Source organism: Bradyrhizobium sp. USDA 4486, assembly GCF_054057995.1.
This window is the reverse complement of record NZ_JBSRZV010000001.1, coordinates 4,491,436-4,506,215: the sequence shown is the minus strand read 5'-3', so window position 1 is coordinate 4,506,215 and position 14,780 is coordinate 4,491,436. Positions and strand designations below refer to the sequence as shown.

At 62.8% G+C, this 14,780-nt stretch carries 14 protein-coding genes and 1 pseudogene; 6 read left to right on the top strand and 9 right to left on the bottom strand.

What is annotated here, in order from left to right:
• Positions 1-9: 9 nt before the first annotated feature.
• Complete coding sequence (locus ACVWY3_RS21870; protein WP_456840332.1) at positions 10-1,221, bottom strand: Lpg1974 family pore-forming outer membrane protein; 1,212 nt, start codon at positions 1,219-1,221, stop codon at positions 10-12.
• Positions 1,222-1,374: 153 nt separating this feature from the next.
• A complete protein-coding gene (locus ACVWY3_RS21865; RefSeq protein WP_456843422.1) occupies positions 1,375-2,304 on the bottom strand; it encodes a LysR family transcriptional regulator in 930 nt (309 codons plus the stop codon).
• Positions 2,305-2,399: 95 nt separating this feature from the next.
• Between ACVWY3_RS21865 and pcaH the strand changes: the two genes are divergently transcribed.
• Complete coding sequence (pcaH, locus tag ACVWY3_RS21860) at positions 2,400-3,188, top strand: protocatechuate 3,4-dioxygenase subunit beta (protein ID WP_456840331.1); 789 nt, start codon at positions 2,400-2,402, stop codon at positions 3,186-3,188.
• A 17-nt stretch (positions 3,189-3,205) separates the two neighbouring features.
• Positions 3,206-3,832 (top strand): protocatechuate 3,4-dioxygenase subunit alpha, encoded by a 627-nt coding sequence (pcaG, locus tag ACVWY3_RS21855; protein ID WP_456840330.1) that lies wholly within the window; start codon positions 3,206-3,208, stop codon positions 3,830-3,832.
• Between the two features lie 23 nt (positions 3,833-3,855).
• Here the strand turns inward: pcaG and ACVWY3_RS21850 are convergent, their stop codons facing one another.
• Complete coding sequence (locus ACVWY3_RS21850; protein ID WP_456843421.1) at positions 3,856-4,461, bottom strand: LabA-like NYN domain-containing protein; 606 nt, start codon at positions 4,459-4,461, stop codon at positions 3,856-3,858.
• A gap of 358 nt (positions 4,462-4,819) precedes the next feature.
• Positions 4,820-5,725, bottom strand: a complete 906-nt coding sequence (locus tag ACVWY3_RS21845) for a helix-turn-helix domain-containing protein (protein WP_456840329.1) — start codon at positions 5,723-5,725, stop codon at positions 4,820-4,822.
• A gap of 42 nt (positions 5,726-5,767) precedes the next feature.
• Between ACVWY3_RS21845 and pobA the strand changes: the two genes are divergently transcribed.
• A complete protein-coding gene (gene pobA / locus ACVWY3_RS21840; protein WP_456840328.1) occupies positions 5,768-6,940 on the top strand; it encodes a 4-hydroxybenzoate 3-monooxygenase in 1,173 nt (390 codons plus the stop codon).
• Between the two features lie 43 nt (positions 6,941-6,983).
• On the opposite strand, the gene ACVWY3_RS21835 is transcribed toward pobA, so the two are convergent.
• From ACVWY3_RS21835 to ACVWY3_RS21825, 3 genes and pseudogenes are all read right to left on the bottom strand, one after another.
• Complete coding sequence (locus ACVWY3_RS21835) at positions 6,984-9,134, bottom strand: CHASE2 domain-containing protein (RefSeq protein WP_456840327.1); 2,151 nt, start codon at positions 9,132-9,134, stop codon at positions 6,984-6,986.
• A 19-nt stretch (positions 9,135-9,153) separates the two neighbouring features.
• Positions 9,154-9,822, bottom strand: coding sequence for a hypothetical protein (locus ACVWY3_RS21830; RefSeq protein ID WP_456840326.1), 669 nt, complete (start codon positions 9,820-9,822; stop codon positions 9,154-9,156).
• A 186-nt stretch (positions 9,823-10,008) separates the two neighbouring features.
• Positions 10,009-10,491 (bottom strand): annotated as a pseudogene (locus ACVWY3_RS21825) (HD-GYP domain-containing protein); the annotation flags it as partial.
• A 205-nt stretch (positions 10,492-10,696) separates the two neighbouring features.
• On the opposite strand from ACVWY3_RS21825, the gene ACVWY3_RS21820 reads away from it, so the two are divergent.
• Positions 10,697-11,140 carry a hypothetical protein gene (locus ACVWY3_RS21820; protein WP_456840325.1) on the top strand — a complete coding sequence of 148 codons (444 nt, stop codon included), beginning with the start codon at positions 10,697-10,699 and terminating at the stop codon, positions 11,138-11,140.
• Between the two features lie 107 nt (positions 11,141-11,247).
• Positions 11,248-11,532, top strand: a complete 285-nt coding sequence (locus ACVWY3_RS21815) for a hypothetical protein (protein ID WP_456840324.1) — start codon at positions 11,248-11,250, stop codon at positions 11,530-11,532.
• Positions 11,533-12,112: 580 nt separating this feature from the next.
• On the opposite strand, the gene ACVWY3_RS21810 is transcribed toward ACVWY3_RS21815, so the two are convergent.
• Positions 12,113-12,445: a VanZ family protein gene (locus ACVWY3_RS21810; protein WP_456843420.1), complete on the bottom strand. Its 333-nt coding sequence runs from the start codon at positions 12,443-12,445 to the stop codon at positions 12,113-12,115.
• Positions 12,446-13,560: 1,115 nt separating this feature from the next.
• Entirely contained in the window at positions 13,561-13,734 is a 174-nt protein-coding gene (locus ACVWY3_RS21805) for a hypothetical protein (protein ID WP_456840323.1), read from the bottom strand.
• A gap of 485 nt (positions 13,735-14,219) precedes the next feature.
• On the opposite strand from ACVWY3_RS21805, the gene ACVWY3_RS21800 reads away from it, so the two are divergent.
• Positions 14,220-14,606: a hypothetical protein gene (locus tag ACVWY3_RS21800; RefSeq protein WP_456840322.1), complete on the top strand. Its 387-nt coding sequence runs from the start codon at positions 14,220-14,222 to the stop codon at positions 14,604-14,606.
• The last annotated feature ends 174 nt before the right edge of the window (positions 14,607-14,780 follow it).

Sequence of the window (14,780 nt, the reverse complement as noted above, 5' to 3'; positions counted from 1 at the left end):
CGACGGCTTCTACATCGCGTCGAACTGTCCCGTCAGCGTGACGCGCGGACCGTGGGTGTAACGGTCCGGCGTGAAGCCGTTGTTGGACGAGCCGGCCTCGTTGAACACGTTGACGAACGCATCGAGCCGGTAGCTGGCGCCAAGCTTCAGGTTCTGGGTCAGCCAATAGGAGATGCCGACCTGGATGTCGGCGCTGAGCGAACCGGCAAAGATACGATTGCTGTCCGTCGTCACATGTTCGAAGGGTGGTGGAGGGTCAGACAAGCTCCTCACAGTGCGCTGCTGCTGCTGCCGGCCCACCAACAAGGCGACGTCGCCGTGATAGTCGAACGACCATGTGCCGGCGAATGGGACCGAGCCTTCCAGACCGATGAGTGGTCCCGCGCCCAGGAAGCTCGCGCGCGTATCGACGAAATTCGATGTCGTGTAGGAGAGGCCGAGGCCGGTGAGAGTCTCGGCATTCGGGTCCGAGCTCCGGGCGGTGAATTCGGCAATGCGAAGACCAGCCTTGAGCTGAAGTGCATCTGGGCCGCGCCCGGCGATGTCGTGCCCGATCGCAAGATCAGCAAGCCAGTGAGTTTCCTTGTACGCGGCCCCGAAGGTTTGTGTTCCTATTACGCCGAGGGGGAAGGCGAAGTTGATCGTTCGCGTACCGTTGGTCTCGCCGCCTTCGCCGTAGCGGAATTGACCGTTGATGTGCCAGGGAGATGCGGCGAAGCGATGGTCGAATCCGATGGCTGTTTCCCAGCCGACTTTGGGGGTCAGGGCGAAGACACCGGTGACGCCAGTGATGTCGAAGTAAGTATGGAGCACGGGATCCCCGCCGCTCCAGATTGCGCCGCCTTCCACCCAGGCTCTGAACAGTGCCGGGCCGGCCAGCGGCGGCGCCTTGACCGGGAAGTCCGCGGCATAGGACTGCAACGGATTCTTGGCCTGTCGCGAAGCCGCCGATACGGCCGAGAACGTACCGTTTTCCCCGTGCGATCGGGCGCCGGTCCTGGCGGATTCGACCGAAGCCTGCGCGCCCTGCGATTTCAGCCGTATATTCCCTTGGTGCAGCCGCTGGTTCTCGCGTAAGGCAGCGTTTTCCTTGCGGATCGCGGCATTCTGACGTTCCAGCCGTTCGAGGCGCGCATTGACGTCTTCGAGTTCCCCGGCAGCGGCACCTGACGCCGTCAAGGCAGCAGTTGCGCCGAGCATGAGCGCAAGAATTGTCTTCATTGTATTCACCTCATTCCACCAGTGGCGCGACCGTGGCGAGGAGTCGGGGATTGCGCATCGACCGTTCGGTTGAACTCGGCCGGTTGCTACGCCTGGCGCGACATTTCCGGACGTTGGTGTGGCCGATCGGCCGCAGCGGCGCCGACTTCTGGATCAGCCGCCTGATGCGGTCGCTGCGACCGTCTCGAGCTGACTCCTGAGCCAGCGATGTGCCGGGTCTTTCTGATAGCGCTGGTGCCAGACCATGAACATCGGCAGCTCGGCCAGCGTGCGCGTGGGTGAGGCCAAGGGAATTCGCGCATACGCGAAACCGTGCATCACGCCGGACGCGAGCAGGCTCGGCATGCTCGCCAGCATCTGCGAGCCGCGCAGGAACGACGGCACGCCGGAGAAGCTCGGCACGGAAATGGCGATGTCGCGGTGGAAGCCGCTCGCAGCGAGCCGGCGGTCGAAGTCGAGCCGCTCGTTGTCGGTATAGACCACGGTGATATGTCGCGCGGTCAGATAAGCGCTCCGGCCTGACGGTGCGGCGCGTGCCTTGGGATCGAAGTAACAGACATAGTGATCGCTCAGCAGGCGCTTCTGCACGATGTCGACGCCCGACGGCGGTAGCGGCGTGATCAGGAGATCGCAGCGGTTTTCGCGCAGCATGGCGGGCGAGGGCGATTGCGACGGGATCACGCGCAGGTTCAGGCTCTTCACCTGCGCGGCGACATGATCGAAGAACCGCGGCAACAGCAGGTCGCGCTGAAAATCATTGGCGGCGATCGTCAGCGAAAGCTGCGCGCGCGCCGGCTCGAAGGTCACGCCGCCGGCAAAGCTGCGCATCTCGTCGATCAGGGCGCGCGCCTTCGCGGCCAGCGCCTGGGCATGGGCGGTGGCGACGATGCCGCGGCCGGACTTGGCGAACAGCGGATCGCCCGCGATCCGCCGCAGCTTGTTCAGGCCGTGACTGACCGCCGACTGCGTCAGGCCGAGCCGCGTCGCCGCCGCAGTGACCGAACCTTCCTCGAGCACGGCGAGAAACAGCTCGACGGCGTGGCCGTCCAGCGACAAATGATCGATTTTTTTCATGCAATACATTATAATCGATCTATTTATCTTGAGAATAGACCGGCTCATGATCTCCCGATAAGCCGCGTGCCCGACCCGGCGCCACAGAGGGAGAGACAACGCCGATGAATGCCCAGGCCCCGATGCCAGCCTTGCAGGATCCTCGCCTCAACCGTCCCGAACCGTTCACGCCTCGCGATGGCGGCTTCTTCCAGCGCGACCGCTCGATCCATCCGCCGGCACATGCGCCCGGCTACAAATCCTCGGTGCTGCGCTCGCCGCGCCAGGCGCTGCTGTCGCTGGAGAACTCGGTCTCGGAGATCACGGGGCCGGTGTTCGGCCACAACGATCTCGGCCCGCTCGACAACGACCTGATCCGCAACTACGCCAAGGACGGCGATCCCGTCGGCGAACGCATCATCGTCCACGGCCGCGTGCTGGACGAGACCGGCCGCGGCGTGCCGAACACGCTGGTCGAGTTCTGGCAGGCCAATGCCGGCGGCCGCTACCGGCACAAGAAGGATACGTATCTGGCGCCGATCGATCCCAATTTCGGCGGCTGCGGCCGCGCGCTGACCGACGACACCGGCTATTACTATTTCCGCACCGTGAAACCAGGTCCCTATCCCTGGCGCAACTTCGTCAACAGCTGGCGTCCCGCCCATATTCATTTCTCGGTATTCGGCTCGGGCTTTGCGCAGCGGCTGATCACGCAGATGTATTTCGAAGGCGATCCCTTGATCCCGGTCTGCCCGATCCTGACGACGATCCCGGACAAGGATGCGCTGGATCGCCTGGTCGCACCGCTCGACCTCAACGCCTCGACGCCGTTTGATTCGCTCGCCTATCGCTTCGACATCGTGCTGCGCGGCCAGCGTTCGACCTATTTTGAAAATCGCCCCGAAGGGAACTGAGCCCAGGAAACTGAATCATGCCGCAGCCGCTCAACTACCTCAAGGAAACCGCTTCGCAGACCGCCGGGCCCTACGTCCATATCGGCCTGATCCCGGCCATGGCTGGCTTCGACATCTTCGAGAAGAATTTTTCCAACGTGCTGGTGACGCCAAACACGTTGGGCGAGCGCATCACGCTGGAAGGCAAGGTGCTCGACGGCAGCGGCACGGCGCTGCGCGACGTCCTGCTGGAGATCTGGCAGGCCAATGCGGCCGGCCGCTACAACCATCCGGCCGATCGCTCGCCCGGCGCGCTGGACGAGGCGTTTCGTGGCTGGGGCCGCGCCGGCTCCGACTTCGAGAGCGGCCTCGTCACCTTCGAGACCATCAAGCCCGGCGCCATCACCGACAAGGCGGGGCGCAAATGCGCGCCGCATGTCAATGTCTGGATCGTCGCGCGCGGCATCAATATCGGCCTCAATACGCGAATCTATTTCTCGGATGAAGAGACCGCCAATGCCGCCGATCCCGTGCTCAACCTGGTCGAACCGCCGGTGCGCCGCAAGACATTGATTGCGACGCGCAGCGAACGCGCCGGCAAGGTCGTGTACTCCTTCACGATCAACTTGCAGGGACCGGAGGAGACGGTGTTCTTCGACGTGTGAAATCCGGCATTCGTCTCGCAGGGTCACTCTACCCGGTCGTCGCGTTTGATCGTTCCGCGCGTGAGGAATTGCGGTGACTGCCGCAGCTCCCGCGGCCGGTCGGCCGGATCGCGCCCCACTTTCGGTTTCAGGTCTGCCAAATCGATGAAGACGTCAGCCTGTCGGCGCAGCTCATCTGCGACCATCGGCGGTTGGGTGGAGAGAGTGGAGACGACCGTCACGCAGACACCGCGGCGTTGCAGGCTTTCCACCAGTGAACGAAAGTCTCCATCGCCGGAGAACAACACGATCTGATCGACGTGCTCGGCGAGCTCCATCGCACTTACGGCGAGCTCGACACCCATGCTGCCCTTCACCTTGCGGCGGCCGGTGGTGGCGTCGACGAACTCCCTGGTGAGCTTGGTGATGACGGTGTATCCGTTATAGTCGAGCCAGTCGATCAACGGGCGGATCGACGAATACTCCTGATCCTCGATGACGATCGTGTAGTAGAACGCGCGCAACAGCGTGCCGCGGCTCTGGAATTCGCCGAGCAGACGCCTGTAATCGATGTCGAACCCGAGCGCCTTGGAGGTGGCGTAGAGATTGGGGCCATCGATGAAGAGCGCGATCTTCCCAATTGAAGACATTATGCACAAATCCCCAGTTCCGCACGAAAGCTGGACGGTCCAGCCGAAATGGTGCGGTGTGTCGGCCGGAAACTCTGAAGGCGCCGATGGCTTGGCGAAAAAGGCGGCGCAGACGACCGGACAGGGGTGGCCGCCTTGCGCCAAGGTTAGGGAGGATTCATGCCACAGGCGCCAGGGCGCCGAATGCAGCCACGCTAAGGCGGGCGCAGTTCTGGCTCAATTGTACGGAGGTAAACAGCCCCTATCCGAAAGGATGGGACGGCATATACGAAGGTAAGTGGCTGCGTCGGCAACAGGCGCAATCGCGGTCCGCGGCGTGGCCCGCGACCGTGGGCGCGCTGGGTTCTTCGCGCCTGTGTCAGTCTTGATTGCGATACAGCCGCGCGCGGAATGCCCGCGGTGATGCGCCGGTGGCAGCGGTGTAGACCCGGCTGAAATAGGCGGGATCCTCGAAGCCGAGCGCATAGGCGATCGTCGAGACCGGCAGATTGGTGTAGACGAGGTTGCGCCGCGCCTCACGGATCAGCCGGTAGAGGATCAGGTGCGAGGCGGTATCGCCGGTCGCAGCCCGCGTGATCCGGTTGAGATGGGTCGGCGTGATCGACAGAGCCTTGGCGTAGTCCGCAACGCTCCAGCGCTCCAGATGATGCTGCTCCAGCAGCGCCTCGAAGCGGCGGAACAGTCCGCTTTCCGCCGTGCCCGCGCCGCCGCTCTCGCCGGTGAGCGCGCGTGCCACCAGCCCGATCATGGCCGACGACAGAGCGCGCAGCACATGGGCCCGGCCGAAATCGCGTGCGGCGTGCTCGGCAAAAATCTGCTTCATGGTCGTGCGGATCTGCGGCGTGCCGCGCACCACGGCCGATCGCGACAGCGCCCCGCGCAGGCCTTCAGCGGCGAGCAGCGCCTCGTCCAGAATTTCCGCCGCGATGGTCAGCACCCAGCCTTGCGTATCGGGCTCGAAGCGAAAGCCGTGGACATGGCCGACCGGCACGTTGACGATCTGCATCGGCCGGAGCGGCACCACCCGCCCGTCGAGCGTCGCCTCGCCGCCGCCGCGCTCGATCAGCAGCACCTGATGCAGCCGGGCGTGGCGGTGCACCGCTAGCGTCCAGTCGTGCAGCGCCGAGCGGGACGCGATCGTCTCGCAATGCACGACGTCGGGCAGATCGCCGGATTCGCCAAACAGATTATAGACCCGGATCGCCGGGACAGGGGCTGCGCGTCTCATGTTCGAATAGTACAAGACAAAGACGAAACCCTCCATCGGTTTGCGGGATCAGATCTGCAAAAAAGTGCCGACGCAAAAATGAAAGTTCAGATCTGCATCATCGGCGGTGGACCGTCCGGGCTGTTGTTGTCCCAGCTCCTTCATCTGAAGGGCATCGACACGATCGTGCTGGAGAAATACAGCCGCGATCATGTGCTCGCCCGGATTCGCGCCGGCGTGCTCGAGCATGGTTTTGCGAAACTGATGCGCGAGGCGCAATGCGGCGAGCGGATGGACCGCGAGGGTGAGATCCACGGCGGATTCGAGATCGCCCATGACGGCAAGCTGTCCCACATCGACCTGCACAAGCATTCCGGCGGCAATTCGGTGCTGGTCTACGGCCAGACCGAGCTGACGCGCGACCTCTACGAGGCGCGCGACCGGCTCGGCGGCAAGGTCGTGCACAATGCCGAGGACGTCACGCCGCATGATCTGACGTCCAACCGGCCTTACGTGACGTACCGCTCGAACGGCGAGACTGTCCGCGTCGATTGCGACTACATCGTCGGCGCCGACGGCTTTCATGGCGTCAGCCGCAAGTCGATCCCGAAGGACGTGCTGCGCGAATACGAGAAGGTCTATCCGTTCGGCTGGCTTGGTGTGCTGTCGCGCACGAAGCCGGCGTCGCCGGAACTGATTTACGTGAAGCACGAGCGCGGCTTTGCGCTCTGCTCGCTGCGGTCTCAGGTATTGAGCCGCTACTACGTCCAGGTGCCGCTGACCGACAAGGTGGAGGACTGGAGCGATGATGCGTTCTGGGCCGAGCTGAAGCGCCGCCTGCCGGACGAGGTTGCCGGCCGCCTGATCACGGGGCCCTCGATCGAGAAGAGCATCGCACCGCTGCGCAGCTTCGTCGCCGAGCCGATGAGCTATGGCCGTCTGTTCCTCGCCGGAGATGCTGCGCACATCGTGCCGCCGACCGGCGCGCGCGGGCTGAACAGCGCTGCCTCCGATATCTACTATCTCTATCACGCCATGCTCGCGCACTATCGGCGCGGCGATGATTCGGGGCTTGCGGGCTATTCCGCCAAGGCGCTGGCGCGGATCTGGAAGGCGCAGCGCTTCTCCTGGTGGATGACGATGATGTTGCATCGTTTCCCCAATCGGCTGGAATATGAGGACCGGCTGCAGCAGACCGAGCTGGAATATCTGCTCTCGTCCGAGACGGCGCAGCGCCTGCTCGCGGAGAATTATGTGGGGCTGCCGTTTTAGCGCGATCTCTCTTCCGCTCCCCTGGAGAGGAGGGTGAGAGAGGTTACTTCCCTTCCAGCGTGTTGACAGGGACCCAATCCAGCGGCGGAGGATTGACCGTCAAAGCTTTCGCGCGCTTGGCGAACAGCGCCGATGCCGGGTCGATCTTCGCAACGCCTTCGAAGGCATCAGCCGCCTTCGCGAACTCCCGCGCCCGCCAGCACGCCAACCCCTCCGCATACGCCGCGGCCACCTTCGCCTGCTCAGCGCTCTCTGCGCCCCTCTCGGCGAGCGGCTCGAACACCTTGATCGCCTCGCCGCGTCCCAAGACCCTGATCGCATCGAGCTCGCGCCATTCAAAGGTGTCGCCGGTCTGCGCGACGGTTGCCTCCGAGGCCATGATCGCGGTGCCGTAATATTTGTTGGCGCCTTCGAGCCGCGAGGCGACGTTCACGGTGTCGCTCATCACGGTGTAGTTGAAGCGGCGGCGGGAGCCGATATTGCCGACCACGGCTTCGCCGCTGTTGAGGCCGATACGGTGCGACAGACGGTGGCCGACGAATGTGGCATTGTGAGCATTCAGCTCCGCGAGCTTCTCGTGACACTTCAGCGCGGCGTGGACGGCGTTGCGCGCGTGGGCGGGATCGTCGGCCGGCGCGCCGAACATGGCGACGATGGAATCGCCGATATATTTATCGACATAGCCGCCATGGCTCTCGATGATATCGGTCATGGCGGAGAGATATTCGTTCATCAGCTTCACCAGCTCGCCCGGTGTCATCTTTTCGGCGATGGAGGAGAAGCCGCTGAGGTCGGAGAAGAACATGGTGACGTTGCGCATCTCGCCGCCGAGCTCCGGCATCTTGCCGGAGGCGACCATGGTCTCGATGATTTCGGGGGCGAGATAGAGCGCAAAGCTCTTGCGCAGGAAACGTTCGTCGCGATCGGCCAGCACGAAGCGGTAGCCGATGATCATCGCGAGCGCGGCAAGGCTCGCGAGCGCCGGCTCGGTCAGCGGCAGCGCCAGGGCGTGGACGAAAGCCCCGACGGCCACGGCGGTGTAGATGGCGGTAAGGCCGAACCATGCCATCACTGCGCCGCCCGGCGCGAGCAGGCAGGCCGCGCAGGCGATGATCGCCGCGAACACGATCGTGAGAATGGCTCGCATGGGAAAACCGAGCTCGGCCACGGCATCGCGCTCGATCAGGTTCCGCACCACGGTGGCGTGCACGAAGACGCCGGCGACGTCGCTGCGAGCCTTCCGCGCGGTGCTTGCGGGTGCGGGCAGGGCGCACCGCGCGCCCGGCGCGCCGTCATAACCGCCCGCAAGGCGCATCGATGTCAGCTTGCGGTCCTCGAAATTGAGGATAGTGCCGAGCAGCACGACCTTGCCGTCGAAGGCACGGCGGAAGAAATCGGTGTCGCCTTTCTCGACGCAGGCGCGCAGATCAGCGAACGAATAGGTCGGAACGTCGCGAGCCATCCCGCGAAAGTTTAGCGACAGTGTATTCGGCACCGCGCTCGGGATCGTGTAGCCGGACAATTCGGCTGCGCCGGACGGCCCAATTTCGACCTTTGCTCCGAGCGCACGGGCGGCGAGCTCGACCGCCATCGCGGGCATCGCCTTGCCGCCGACGGAGAAGCTGAGCGGCATCCGCCGGATGACGTCGTCTGCGTCGGTGTGGACGTTGAGAGCGCGGATATTGCTTTTCGCCGCCACTTGTTGCGCGCGGTCGGGCCGTTCCGGATGGTTATTGCTCAGGATCTCACCGAGCACCAGCTTGCCGCTATCGGAAAGCTTCCGCAATGCGATGAGGTAGTCCCGATCGAATCCCTTCAAGCGGCTGCCGAATGGCGCGTCGCCGAATGGAATCTCCGACTGCTCGATCGAGCTTTGAAAGATCACGTCGAAGCCGATCACCTTGGCTCCGCCCTCGGTGATGCTGCCGAGCACCCGGCCGATTTCGCGCGTCCAGGTTTGTGTCGGCGATCCCTTGAACGGCGAGGTGTCGTAGGTCTCTCCGTCGATCGCCACGACGACCACGGGCGAGGCCGCGGGATCGCGGCTGTCACTGGCGATCTTGCCGCGCAGCGCCGTGAGAATGTCGAGCGAGAGACCTTGCAGCGTCTGTAGCGGCGGAGACGTGAACACCGCGCCCGCAAGGAGCGCGATCAGGAACGCCGCAACGCTGTCCCGCCTGCCGATCCGTCGCATCGCCCCGTCGCTACGTCGCCTATTCGAGCCGCAGCAGGCGGCCGACGATCGGGGTCGGCGATGACGTGGCGCTGGCGTCGACCTGGAAGGCGTAACGCTTGGCGCCGAGAACGGCGAGATAGCTGCCGCCGGGGGTCAGCGACTTGCCGGCCCTGGCAAAGTCGTAGAACTTGCCGCCGACCATGATCTCGCTCTTGAGCGGCACGCTGATCGTGGGCTCCTTGCCGTCGGTGCGCTCGATCACCAGCGTGCTGCCGCTCTTGGCCTGCACCAGCGGCGCTGTGCCGTAGAGCGTCGGCAGCTTCGATGGTGCGCCCTTGGCATCGGAGCGCATCGTTCGGAAGGTGGTCGCCGCGCTCTGGTTCGCCTCGCGCTCCGACAGTTTCGCCGCGTTGGTATCGCAGGGCACTTTTTCCCGCTTGATCTCGCCGAGCTGCACGGTGCTCTGCTCGGCGCCGACCAGGACGACGCCTTCGCTGATGGTCTCGCGCTGGCATGATTTGAGATAGCTGAGCGTGATGCTGGCCTTGGGACCGAGCTTGATGATTTTGCCCGGCGCCACATAATCCATGAACGCGACGCCGTCGACCTTGCCCTGCACGTCCTCGACGATCGCGGCCGGCGTCTCGGCCGAAGCGGGGGCCGCAAGGCAGAACGCGCCGACAGCGGCGCCGATCAGGCTTCTCATGGGAATGCTCATCCAGTTCGACCGATGCTCTACCGGTCCCCGTCCTGGTCCGATGCTTAGCAGCGGTGCGCCCAGGCATGTGTGACCAGAATCACTCTTGGTATTGGTGCCACTCTAGCAGCAACAGGTTCAACCCGGCGACCGGAGAAAACGGAGCCGTGGCAAGCTGTTGGCCGAATGGATATATCAGGCCGCCGGGATGGCCGGACGGCTCTCCGCCGCACACTCTATAATAGGCAAGAGTATCGCCTCGGTCTGATATGGCGTCGCCTGTTGCCCGGCGGCGATCTCGACGACCTCGTCCCAGCGCTCGTGATAGCCTGCCGCAATTTGCGCCCCGAGCTGGATCAGCTCGCAGCTGGAGTCCGCCAGGATCCTCTCGCCGATCGTCGCATGGGTCCGGATCACCGCCATCTCCTCGTCGGTCAGCCGGCCAGGCTTGAGGAGGATGTTGTCGGGGATGGCGACCGTGCCGACGTCATGCAGGGGCGCGGCCAAGTAGATGTCGCGGCAGAGCCGGGCCGGCAGGCCGAGCTGCTCGGCGATGATGCGGCTGTACCGGGCGACCCGCAGCGTGTGCTCGCCGGTGTCGTTGTCGCGGTATTCGACCGCGAGTGCGAGTCGCAGGATGATCTCCTCCTCGCGCTCGCCGAGCTTCCGTGTCGCCGCCACGCGCAGGGTCAACGCGGTTGAGGCCGCGGATGACGGCATAGAATTGTTCTGACGTCGGCCGTCGCGCCTTTGCGCGCGCCGCCAGCAATTTGACGGGTTCGCTTTGCGGGGCATTAACCGTGGCGAAATGCTCGTCGCATCGGTCATTGTCGCGCCCCAGAGTTCGTCGCAAATACGCATGGAATTGCGACGGATGTTTTTCATGCTGAGAGACGGCAAATACGCTGCCTGGTTCAGAACCCCACGTGGCCAGGGCACCGGCGTCGTACATCTGGCCGAAGGGCGGATCTCGGGCAGTGACAGCTTCTTCACCTATGGCGGATCCTATCGCGTCGACGAGCAGCGCTTCACCGCCCTCCTGACCACCAAGCGGTATGCCGATGGCCCGCCGACCGTGTTCGGGCACGACGAGGTCGAGGTCGAGCTCTCCGGCGTGTGCAGTGGGGCGATGGCGACCTGCTCCGGAACAGCGAGGCAAGCGCCCGACGTGATGTTCGAGGCGACGTTGATCTACAGCCAGGAAGATCAACCTGCCGTCGAGGGGCGGCGCGGGGTCGTGAAGCTCAATGACAAGTTGCCCAGGGGGCTCGACAGCCGGTCCCGGCCGCGCCACTTCCCCGGACCACCCAGGTCTCCCGCATCTTAGTATTGCATTGACGCTGTTGCCTCGAAAAGACGCTGGGGCCGCGCCGAAGCAACCGTGCCTTTAGACGTGGAATCTAAATCTGAAGCCAGATAACAGTGGTGGAAAACATGCCTCAGATCTGGATGACTTATGACGAACTCGGAAGACTGTGCGACTGCGGCAGCAGTGAAGCCCGGTTGAGAGCCATTCACCTGTCACTTGACCGTCGCAAGAGCCGCGACGGAACGACGCGCGTCAAACTGGATCTGGCGTTGACAGCCAAGTTCTTCGCCTCCGTCCGCGAGTCTGATTTCGATCTCGACGGCGCCATCGAGGCGCTCCAGGCCACGCATCGGCAGATGGCCGAACTCCTGACACCGCACGAGTTCCTCGGCAGGCGCGGAGTCGTGTAAGCGATCCCAGAACCGGGCGCCAGTGCGATCGTCGGCGAGATTTATTCAGCAATACATCACGCTGGAGTTGATTGTCGGACGCAGCATGAAGCACCTGTTATCTCTGGCTGGCGGGCTTGATCGATGTCGCCGGTCAGTTGTAGGCATTCTCGATCAATCTGGAGGGCCGGACGCAACACGCATTCCGGCGCAACTGGCAACAGGCCTACTGTTGACGGCCAATTCCTAACTCTTTCTGCAATTGCGGCGAAAGTCCCATCGCGCCCTCGGTACGTCCTTGGCCGGTTCCCAGGTTTCGAGTCGACGGTGTCGGAGAGGGGGATGCACCCGTAGCGCTAGTCATCGGGGTGGGTGAACTCGACATAGTGCCGGTGTAGCCGCTGCGCACACCGCTCGGATAAGTGCCTTGGGCGATTGCCGAGTGCGATGTGGCAATGAGCAAAGCTCCACCCAGGAGCACATGAAGTTTACCGGCCATCGTTCAAATCCTCTAAACGGGGTGTGTGCATTGTGGATCAGAAGCCGCAGTTTGCCAATCTGCGTCATGCTGCGAGCTTTGAGCAGAGCGTGCAGAACGTGTCTACGATGGAGCTCTGGGCAAAAAGGCAAGAATCGTCTGAGCAAACAGGACGCCGACTGTTCCGCCTGCTGCCTTCTGCAGCACATCCACCAGGGCCGGATCGCGATCGGGCGTCAGAGCCTGCAGAACCTCGAGCCCGATTGCGACGGACAACACGAGCATGCAAGCCAGGCGGAAGCGTCCAGGCAGCAAAAAAGACAAGAGAAAGCCCAGCAGCCCATAAGCGCTGAACCGCTCGACGACGACGATCCAATAGGCTTCGTGATGGCTGACAAGCACGGGGCGACCTGCCAATTTCGCCAGGGTGGCGTAAGTTATCAGCGCGAGGCAGATGCCAGTGGCCGCAACTAGGGGTTCCGAAACATGTCAGCACCATATCGCAATTTTGCGAGCTGGTGCCGCGAAACCCTTTGCTATCGTTAAGGAGGCCGCGCCTCTCCGTCCGACGAGAGTGCTCACCGACGCTTCGCAACAACGGATGCGCCAACCTTCATCAGGCGAGGGCTGGACCGGAACAACCTGCCAGGATCAGCCGCTACGACGGCCGTTTGATGCAACCCTCGGCATCTGAGCGACATTTCCCCCGTGGGGACGGATCAGGAATTGTGGAGGCTCGGACGACTTGGAGGGGCGCACATAAGGCTTCAACTTGAGGTATTTCGTACGACGCCTCTGCGAGATGACGGATCGCGTGCCATAACCAGCCGCGAACGAAATTGCCACGATGGCAGCCAGGAGTATGATTTCGAACATGCGAGAGAACCACCATCGGAGCACTTGCGTGTCCGATACCGGTGCTGGTCAACATTCATAAGGCAGTTTTGCGGACTTCCGATGACTCGCGATCACATGAATTTGCCTGGGATGACCGGAACTTTGTCCCCGTCCGCAGAATGCTCATCGAGGAACGTGTGTCAACATCATGACCCTTGCGTCACGCCCGTTCAGGAGGCAATTCGCCTGAACCTGCGTCGGCGCCGCCGTGAACGCAGCTCGCGAATGGCGTAACCCGCGGCAAACCCAGCCGCAAAAATAGCCAATACGAAGAGCAGCGCCAGCATGGCACCACTCGAAGCATTTGCCGTGCCAGCTCGGATTCGTCAGATAAAGGCGCTTCCTTGCAGGCGGCTGCTTTCGAGCCGCATCGTCAACCTGCTGTTCCTAGGCAAACAAGCACAGCCTTTTGTGTCGTGCCCTCGAGTGCTGCCGGTCCACGTCTCTCAAATCACTTCGATCACTATCTGAGCGTGGATACCTTGGCCGACGGGCCGCGTGACACAAAGGCGCAGCACCACGAATGCAACGTTAAGGGCTAGCCAGATCGATGCCGCGACAGTGAACTAATGTGTCACAGCGGAGTCCCCGCTTCTCGGCAGATCTTGCCGAAACAGCGCGAAGAACGGGGCGTGATTCCCCAAGCGACTCAGGCGGCCTTCGCCAGCTGCTAGCTAGCCTTTCTTCGCTGCCTTCGACTTGAGTGAAAGGCCGAGGCGCAAGGCCATCCGCTTGATTGCGTCGGGCGATCGCCCGAGCTGTTTTGCTGCATCTTCCAGCGAAGTCGAAGACTTGGCCAATTGCATGAGGCGGCGGTCTTCCTTGAATGACCAGGGCTTGCGCGCCATAATCGAAACTACCCTCTCACATCGATACGACGACAAAGCCGCCAAGCGGACCCATGTTCGCTCAGCGGCTTTGCTTGGGTGGGGCCGGGCCTTGGGGGAAGCCCGGTACGACGATGGATATGCGATCCGCCGAAACGCGCAACAAAGACTGGGAATTAAGCTAACCTCTCAACCTTACCGCTACGAAGCTGGTGCCGGATCTACGTATAACCACGGGAGTTTTTCGTCAGTGACGGCGGCTTACGGACAAGTGGCTGAAACCGAGGATGCTTCCATTATGGCTTCCGCAGAACTGGTTTGTGCGAACTGGATTCAAGAGATGGCTGCTGTCGAGTTCGAAGCGCGAGTTGATGTTCCAGGCCTCGCCGTCTTTGCTCTGTTGGCTCTCTACCGGTCGTTGCTGACACAGTCGCCCCGATGAACTACTCTGCGGTTCGAATAGTCAGACCATCGCAATGCTCGCTATGAGACCAGATTTCGGCGCCATGATTGCGTTGGTCGTGACGATCCATGCGTCGTGCGGTCAAGCTTGGGCCGGCGACGGGATATCAACGACTGGTTCGATGGCCGAAAGCCAGGCTAGTGATCCCGTCGCATCCCCCGATAGTCATATTTCCCGTCAAGATTGGAAGCGCCGGATCGAGCAAGCTCGCTCGCGGGCTGAGCAGGCACGACGGGAGTGGCGGCAAAATGCGCCGTTGCGAACGTTCGTGTCAGATCCGCCGGAGAAGATCGCCACTGAACGGGTGCTGAGCGATGACACGCTGCAGCCGGGCGACATCGTCTCGACGGACAAGGGCTTCTTTGTGTTTCTCGGGCGGTCGGGAGCCGACCGACAGGCTGCGGATTTCGCGCCGATAGCTCCGCGCTAGCTTGCTCGCGGCGAGATACATTTCTCGCTCGCACTCACGCCTTGCAACATCGTGCTGATCGAGACGAAGCGAATCATCGCGCGCGAAATCGTGACGCTCGTGTCAACTCTGGTTCACAATCGATCAACTCATGATGGGCGCATGCAACGTCATCCCCGGTGAATTCTCCCTCGA

Coding starts and splice junctions, on each gene's coding strand:
- ACVWY3_RS21870 (WP_456840332.1), bottom strand. CDS start 1,221: ATGAAGACAATTCTTGCGCTCATGCTCGGCGCAACTGCTGCCTTGACG.
- ACVWY3_RS21865 (WP_456843422.1), bottom strand. CDS start 2,304: ATGTATTGCATGAAAAAAATCGATCATTTGTCGCTGGACGGCCACGCC.
- pcaH (WP_456840331.1), top strand. CDS start 2,400: ATGAATGCCCAGGCCCCGATGCCAGCCTTGCAGGATCCTCGCCTCAAC.
- pcaG (WP_456840330.1), top strand. CDS start 3,206: ATGCCGCAGCCGCTCAACTACCTCAAGGAAACCGCTTCGCAGACCGCC.
- ACVWY3_RS21850 (WP_456843421.1), bottom strand. CDS start 4,461: ATGTCTTCAATTGGGAAGATCGCGCTCTTCATCGATGGCCCCAATCTC.
- ACVWY3_RS21845 (WP_456840329.1), bottom strand. CDS start 5,725: ATGGAGGGTTTCGTCTTTGTCTTGTACTATTCGAACATGAGACGCGCA.
- pobA (WP_456840328.1), top strand. CDS start 5,768: ATGAAAGTTCAGATCTGCATCATCGGCGGTGGACCGTCCGGGCTGTTG.
- ACVWY3_RS21835 (WP_456840327.1), bottom strand. CDS start 9,134: ATGCGACGGATCGGCAGGCGGGACAGCGTTGCGGCGTTCCTGATCGCG.
- ACVWY3_RS21830 (WP_456840326.1), bottom strand. CDS start 9,822: ATGAGAAGCCTGATCGGCGCCGCTGTCGGCGCGTTCTGCCTTGCGGCC.
- ACVWY3_RS21820 (WP_456840325.1), top strand. CDS start 10,697: ATGCTGAGAGACGGCAAATACGCTGCCTGGTTCAGAACCCCACGTGGC.
- ACVWY3_RS21815 (WP_456840324.1), top strand. CDS start 11,248: ATGCCTCAGATCTGGATGACTTATGACGAACTCGGAAGACTGTGCGAC.
- ACVWY3_RS21805 (WP_456840323.1), bottom strand. CDS start 13,734: ATGGCGCGCAAGCCCTGGTCATTCAAGGAAGACCGCCGCCTCATGCAA.
- ACVWY3_RS21800 (WP_456840322.1), top strand. CDS start 14,220: ATGATTGCGTTGGTCGTGACGATCCATGCGTCGTGCGGTCAAGCTTGG.